Annotated in this window: 6 protein-coding genes; 3 read left to right on the forward strand and 3 right to left on the reverse strand. The window is 52.3% G+C overall.

The features are described from left to right. Positions 1–206: 206 nt before the first annotated feature. Positions 207–1,463, reverse strand: coding sequence for a molybdopterin molybdotransferase MoeA (locus GEI7105_RS0118860; protein ID WP_017661987.1), 1,257 nt, complete (start codon positions 1,461–1,463; stop codon positions 207–209). A gap of 86 nt (positions 1,464–1,549) precedes the next feature. Further along, positions 1,550–2,425 carry an alpha/beta fold hydrolase gene (locus tag GEI7105_RS0118865; RefSeq protein ID WP_017661988.1) on the reverse strand — a complete coding sequence of 292 codons (876 nt, stop codon included), beginning with the start codon at positions 2,423–2,425 and terminating at the stop codon, positions 1,550–1,552. A 161-nt stretch (positions 2,426–2,586) separates the two neighbouring features. On the opposite strand from GEI7105_RS0118865, the gene rlmN reads away from it, so the two are divergent. Further along, the gene (gene rlmN, locus GEI7105_RS0118870; RefSeq protein WP_144053947.1) at positions 2,587–3,711 is read left to right on the forward strand and encodes a dual-specificity RNA methyltransferase RlmN; all 1,125 of its coding nucleotides are present in this window, start codon (positions 2,587–2,589) and stop codon (positions 3,709–3,711) included. A gap of 123 nt (positions 3,712–3,834) precedes the next feature. Here the strand turns inward: rlmN and GEI7105_RS0118875 are convergent, their stop codons facing one another. Next, positions 3,835–4,023, reverse strand: coding sequence for a hypothetical protein (locus GEI7105_RS0118875; protein ID WP_342662835.1), 189 nt, complete (start codon positions 4,021–4,023; stop codon positions 3,835–3,837). 740 nt (positions 4,024–4,763) lie between these two features. On the opposite strand from GEI7105_RS0118875, the gene gifA reads away from it, so the two are divergent. Then, positions 4,764–4,964 (forward strand): glutamine synthetase inactivation factor IF7A, encoded by a 201-nt coding sequence (gene gifA / locus GEI7105_RS0118880; RefSeq protein WP_026097780.1) that lies wholly within the window; start codon positions 4,764–4,766, stop codon positions 4,962–4,964. 350 nt (positions 4,965–5,314) lie between these two features. Further along, positions 5,315–6,079 carry a sirohydrochlorin chelatase gene (locus tag GEI7105_RS31280; RefSeq protein WP_071592036.1) on the forward strand — a complete coding sequence of 255 codons (765 nt, stop codon included), beginning with the start codon at positions 5,315–5,317 and terminating at the stop codon, positions 6,077–6,079. Positions 6,080–6,323 lie beyond the last annotated feature (244 nt).

Here is a 6,323-nt window from a genome sequence, read left to right on the forward strand (position 1 = left end):
ATACCTAATTCCTTTCCGATTCAATTTATACTACTTATACACTACATTTGAAGTGCGGAATGTGGGATAAAAGAAATTCTGAAAATTTATCTCCGTTCCCCATTCCCCGTTCCCCATTCCCCGTTCCCCATTCCCCCTTCCCTATTTCCTTTTTGTCCGCAATTTATTACAAAACCTATTTAAGATTGCCGTAGCGATCGAGCCATTCACCCCAAATGAGAAACGGGCGTATCCACCCACAACACCGAAACAGTTTCGCCTATTTCAACTCGTTTCGTTCCCACAGGAAGCCTCGCACAGCCGTTTGTCTGCATTAAATTAATCAAATTTCCCGAACTAAAACTTCCCCCCGGAATCTCGAATTCCAACCCCGTTTCCGTCGCCAACAACTGACCCCAAAGATAAGTTTCCCGTCCGCCGCCAGATCGCAACTCAACTCGCGTTTTCGCGTTCACAAAAACCGGTTCCCATCCCCGATGCAACCCCGCCAATTTCAACAGGGCAGGTTTGACGAACCGCCAACAACTCACCAACGCCGAAACTGGATTTCCAGGTAAACCGAAATAGAGAGCGCGTTGCTTAGGAAACTGCGCGAACGTCAGCGGTTTTCCCGGTTTGATGGCTACCGATCGCACCAATAAATCGCCCCCTAACTGTTCTAAAATGCGATCGATATAGTCGTAATCCCCCACCGACACGCCACCCGTCGAAACCACCACGTCACCCCAATTCAACGCCTCGGCGATTGAGTATTTCAGCGTTTCAGGGTTGTCTTCCACAATTCCCACCCGCAGGGGTTCCATTCCCAACGCCGCCAAAAACGACGCGAGAGCATATTGATTCGAGTCCACAATTTGACCCGGTTGAAGATGGTCTTCCGGGGAGACTAACTCGCTTCCCGTGGAGAGGATAGCGACGCGGGGTTTGCGAAACACGCGCACTTTTGTCGCTTGTGCGGCGGCTAAAACAGCGATATCGGCGGCTTGCAATCGGACGCCACCTTCAATAAGAGGATTTCCCGCCTGGTAGAAGCTTCCGCAACGGCGAACGAACTGACCGGGTTTTTCCGGGGGAACGAGAACCGCAACAGAATCGCCTTCTCGACGAGTATTTTCTTGCATCACCACCGTATCCGCCCCCTCTGGCATCATGGAACCGGTGAGAATGCGGGCGGTTTGTCCCGGTTGTAGAGTTTTTTGAGGCGGCGTTCCGGCGGGAATTTCTTCGATAACGTCTAAAATGGTGGGTTCGCTGTCGCTACAGGCTTTTACGTCGTCAAAACGCACGGCGTAGCCGTCCATCGCCGAGTTATCCCAGTGGGGAAAGTCGAGTTTGCTACTGACGGAGGCGGCGAGAATACGTCCGGTAGCGTCGAGGAGGTTGACGACTTCTGTATTGCGTTCGGGGTGGAGGGGACGAACGGCGTCGAAAATGAGGCGTTCGGCGTCGGATACGGAAAGCATCGGTGAGTGTGGCACGGCTTGCATTATTTTAGGGTACGCGTGGAGGGTTGAAAGAAGAATTCCGCTGCCAATTGGTGCGGGAGTTGTCAACGCAATACCCAAGATGCAATTAACGCGTTGACGCGATCGGGAATTTCATCGTGGGGACAATGGCCGGCGTCGAGATAATATTCCGTCAAACTGGGATAGTATTCTCGAAACTTCGCCCCCCGTTCTCGAGCGTTTATCCAGGGATCGCCTTCTCCCCAGAGCATCAGCAAGGGATGTTGGAGTTGTTGCAGCAGTTCGTCAACTGTTGCGCCTCGAGGCGTTTTGAAGACTGAGGCGAACACTTTCGCCGCACCCCGATCGCACGAGGGACGGTAAATGTCTTCGACGAGGCGATCGGTGACGGCGGTTTTATCCACGTATACCCGTTCTAAGGTTTTACGAATCACCGATCGACGGCGGGTATTTTGGAAAATGAGAAACGCTACCCAATCTTGCAACGCAAACCAACGCACGACGCGACTCGCCAGATTCGGTTGGCGCGGCTGAGTGTCGCTAAACGGCCCCGCACTGTTGAGAAGAATCAAGCCTTTCGCCGATTCGGGTTTTTGAGACGCCACACAAAGGGAAACGTAACCGCCGAGGGAATTTCCCGCTAACACCACTGGTTCGCCGATAATCTCGGTGATGAAGTCGTGGAGTTGGTCGCGCCACAACTGACCGCTGTAAGCTAAGGCGGGTTTTGCCGATCGCCCGAATCCTAAGAGATCGATCGCCCAAACCTCGAAGTCGTTTTGCAACCCCAACAGGTTTTTTCGCCAGTGATCCGTTGACGCTCCGAAGCCGTGAACCAACAGCAACGGCGGGCGGTTGGAATGTTTTCTTCCCGTTTTGACGTAATAGATGGCGTGGTCGCGCCAAGTCCAAAATTGTCCTGGGACGGTATCGAGTTCGCGTGTCGGTGTTGTTTGCATAGCCGCTGAGGAAGTTGTTAAACGATTTTCTGAGACGCTTTGTTAAGTATTGTATCGATTTTAGGAAAGGTTCGGGAAGCGAGAGTGGGGGAAAGCGATCGCTCTGGGCAAACTGCGTTACGATGAAGTGTTGCCTCAACGTTCGGAACCCCTCGGAATTTATGTCGGTACAGCTTGCGTCTCAGTCAGTATCTCAAGGAACCCCTACACCTCGCCTCGGGGCGTCTCTCGAGGAGTTAACGGCTTGGGTGCAAGATCGGGGACAACCGGCCTATCGCGGCAAACAGCTTTATCAGTGGTTGTATCGCCAAGGCGCGCGATCGCTCTCAGACATTACAGTATTTCCCAAACGGTGGCGGGAAAATGCCGAACCGGTCGATTTCGGGAGATCGACCGTTCACCATCGCTCGATCGCACCCGACGGAACGATTAAATACTTGTTGCAACTCGCCGACGGAAACCTCGTCGAAACCGTGGGAATGCCGACTTCAAAGCGGTTGACGGTTTGCGTTTCTTCTCAAGTGGGCTGTCCGATGGCGTGCGATTTCTGTGCCACGGGAAAAGGGGGCTTTCTCCGCAATCTCGAAACTCACGAAATCGTCGATCAGGTGTTGACGGTTCAGGAAGAATTCGATCGCCGCGTCAGTCATGTTGTGTTTATGGGAATGGGGGAACCGCTACTCAACATCGATAACGTCCTAGCCGCCTTACGTTGTCTCAACGAAGACGTAGGCATCGGACAGCGATCGATGACCGTCTCGACGGTGGGAATCCCCGGTCGTATTCGCCGTCTTGCCCAGCACAAGTTACAAGCCACCCTCGCCGTCAGTCTCCACGCCTCGAATCAGACACTTCGCGAACGACTGATTCCTAGTGCGCGTCAGTATCCCCTCGAGGATTTGTTGGCGGAATGTCGCGAATACGTCCAAATTACGGGACGGCGACTGAGTTTTGAATATTTACTCTTAGCGGAGTTAAACGATCGCCCCGAACACGCTGAAGAACTGGCGAAACACCTGCGGGGTTTCCAAAGCCACGTCAACCTCATCCCCTACAACCCGATTTCGGAAGTAGATTACCAACGGCCCGATCGCCAACGGATCGATCGCTTCGTTCGTGCTTTAGAAGAGCGCCACATCGCCGTCAGCGTCCGCTACTCTAAAGGTTTAGATGTCGATGCCGCTTGCGGACAGTTACGAGCCAGCAAAAACAAGGAAGAGTTTTTCCGTCACTCGTCGCCCCTCACCCGCGAAGACAGCTTTCTCAGTGCAGAGAGCAGGCTGTAGCGTGCGGATTCTTCCCCGAGTGAAAGACTATATACAAGAACAGCGGCGTTCGTGCAGCGCCGCTGTCCTATCGTGAATTATTTTGTGGCGAGACGGACGGAACCCTCGGACGGGCGACTGGGATTACACGCTCGACTGGTAAAGCCCTGGGGAATAAGCCTCGATCACGCGCCCCGTTTCCGAACAAGACACCATCAGGTAATCGCAGTGAGGACACTGAGTCCGCACGAGGTTGCTGTGGAGATAGCGGCGTTCGCCAATATTGCCACAGTTCGGGCAACGCACAGTTTGAGGGGCGGACATCGGGGTCATCTTAAAACCTTGAATCGGGGAAGCGAGCTGAGCCATTGTTAAAAAAAGATTAAAAATCGGAACGTCCTGGGATGGCTGGGTCTAGTTTTCTGCAATAGATTTTTGTTACAAATCAATCGAGTCTTGGCAAAAGTCAGTTGCGTACTGTAGGCTATGTTTCCTCATATTATGTCACGAAATATGAGGGGCGTCAATCCGATTGGATTTTCATTTGTCTCCCATATCAGGCGATCCCCACCGTCTATTGATGTCAATCTCTTCCTAGCGATATCGGGAGTTGCGTAAATCTTTCGGAAGCGATTTTTGTGTTGTTTGTCGAAGATAATATACGAAATTTTAATAATTAAACGCTAAAACTAAGAAGTCTTTTATCTGCGATCTCGATCGCAGTTTTATGACATCCAATGCGTTATGTAGCTGGGGAGAGGGGGAGAGGGGGAGAACGGGAGACAAGGAATACCCTATGGAGTCGGTGCGTGACGAGTTGGCCGGTAAGACTGGATACTTTTCTTGTCTTTAGGTCACGCACCCTACGACTGTTCGCTGTCTTTACTGGTGACTGGTGACTGGTGACTGCTCACTGTAAAAGGTGATTGTCTTCACTGCGACTCGCCGAGCAAGATTCTAAATTTTATGTTAAGAATTGATAAATTGTAAAAAATTATACAGAAATACGATATATTAGTTAGTGCAAGGCAAAAACTGATAGACAAACCCCGATTTCTCTGGAGGACGATAAGATGTCTCTTACCGATCGCAGCCGTGCTTTAATGAGCCGCCATCACCAAAACATCCGCAACCGCCAGCAATCGCTGCTGAGTCGCGCGGCGGCTGAAGTGGGAATGCCTGGTGAAACGGCCGAACATTGGACGCACATTCAAGGAAAACCCGCGTACAATAATGCGATTTCTTACGATCGCAGTAATGCAGCGATGAGCTAAACCCCCCAGCATTGAAGGATGCAGCGAAGCCACAAACCCCCTTCACTTGCGAATAAGAGCCTTCGCGTCAGGAAATTGTCCCTGGCGCGGTCTTTTTTTGAAGACAAATCCTGACGACGGTGTGATACTCCATCCTTTTCCGATAAGCTCAGTTTCAAGAAGTCTTCACCACAGAGGCACAGAGGACACAGGGAGAGGCTTGTCTGACTGAGTAAAGCCAGTGTTTGAGTCCTCGACTCCGCTCGGACTCAACGCTGAGCGAAGTCGACGCGTTGAGATTCGGATTCCGTATGACGCACTGTTAGCGAGATCGCGCTATCATCCCCCCAGAGCCGAACCCATCTAAATCCATGAGTTTGTCCGATACCTATGTACTGGTTTCCCACGGCAGCCACGATCGCCGTCCCGGTGAGGAAATGAGGCGACTGGCAACGTTGTTATCTGCCAAGATACCAGCAGCGACCATAGAAACAGCCGTTTTAGAATGTCACCCCCAACCGCTTCACCGACAACTGCTCGAGATTCTCGATCGCTCCCCCCACTCTAGCGGCGTTCTGTACCTCGTACCGCTGTTTCTCCTCCGTGGCGTTCACGTCAAGGAAGACATTCCCGAAGAAGTGGACTCGGTACGTCGTCAGCTTCGGGACACTTGGTCGATTCGAGTCTTACCCCATATCGGCGATCGTCCCGAGATGCTGTCAGTGTTACGTCGTCCCATGGCCGCCGTCGAAGCGATCGAGGCTTGGGTGGTCGTATCTCACGGAAGCCGCAGACCGGGTGGAAACGATGCGGTCGATCGCATGGCGCATCAGTTGCAGCAACGTCTCGAAATGCCCGTGAGTCCGGCCTATTGGTCTGTTTCCCCCGACCTGGACGCGCAGATGTCAGACCTGTTAGAAACGGGGGTACGGTCGATCGGTGTTTTTCCGTATTTCCTATTTTCGGGAGGGTTGACGGACGCGATCGCCGATCGCCTCCAACACTGGCGCGATCGGTTTCCCGAGATTCGACTGTCGTTGGCCTCTCCTATCGGTACGACACCCGATTTCGTGGAAGTGGTATCGCACCTGATTTCGACCGCCACTTCGGCGATCGCTTCAACCTCCTCTCCATAGCGATCGTGAGGGATCTCTGTACCTCTCAAATCGATCGCTCTGACGGAAAATCGGGAACCTCTGAGACGCCGCCGAGTTCTCGTTCGAGAATTTTTAACGGTACTTAAACAAATTTCAAGCCCAAACCAAGCCAAAACGCGCTTTGTGAGCGGCAAACAGGTCTCGATTCTCGTTCAGCCATGCCACAAAACGAAAAGACATGGCTGTCCGAAAAGCCTCTAAAGCATCTACAAAAGTTTCCAAA

Origin of the sequence: Baaleninema simplex PCC 7105 (genome assembly GCF_000332355.1) — a bacterium.
In the GTDB taxonomy this organism is placed as follows: domain Bacteria; phylum Cyanobacteriota; class Cyanobacteriia; order Cyanobacteriales; family Geitlerinemataceae; genus Baaleninema; species Baaleninema simplex.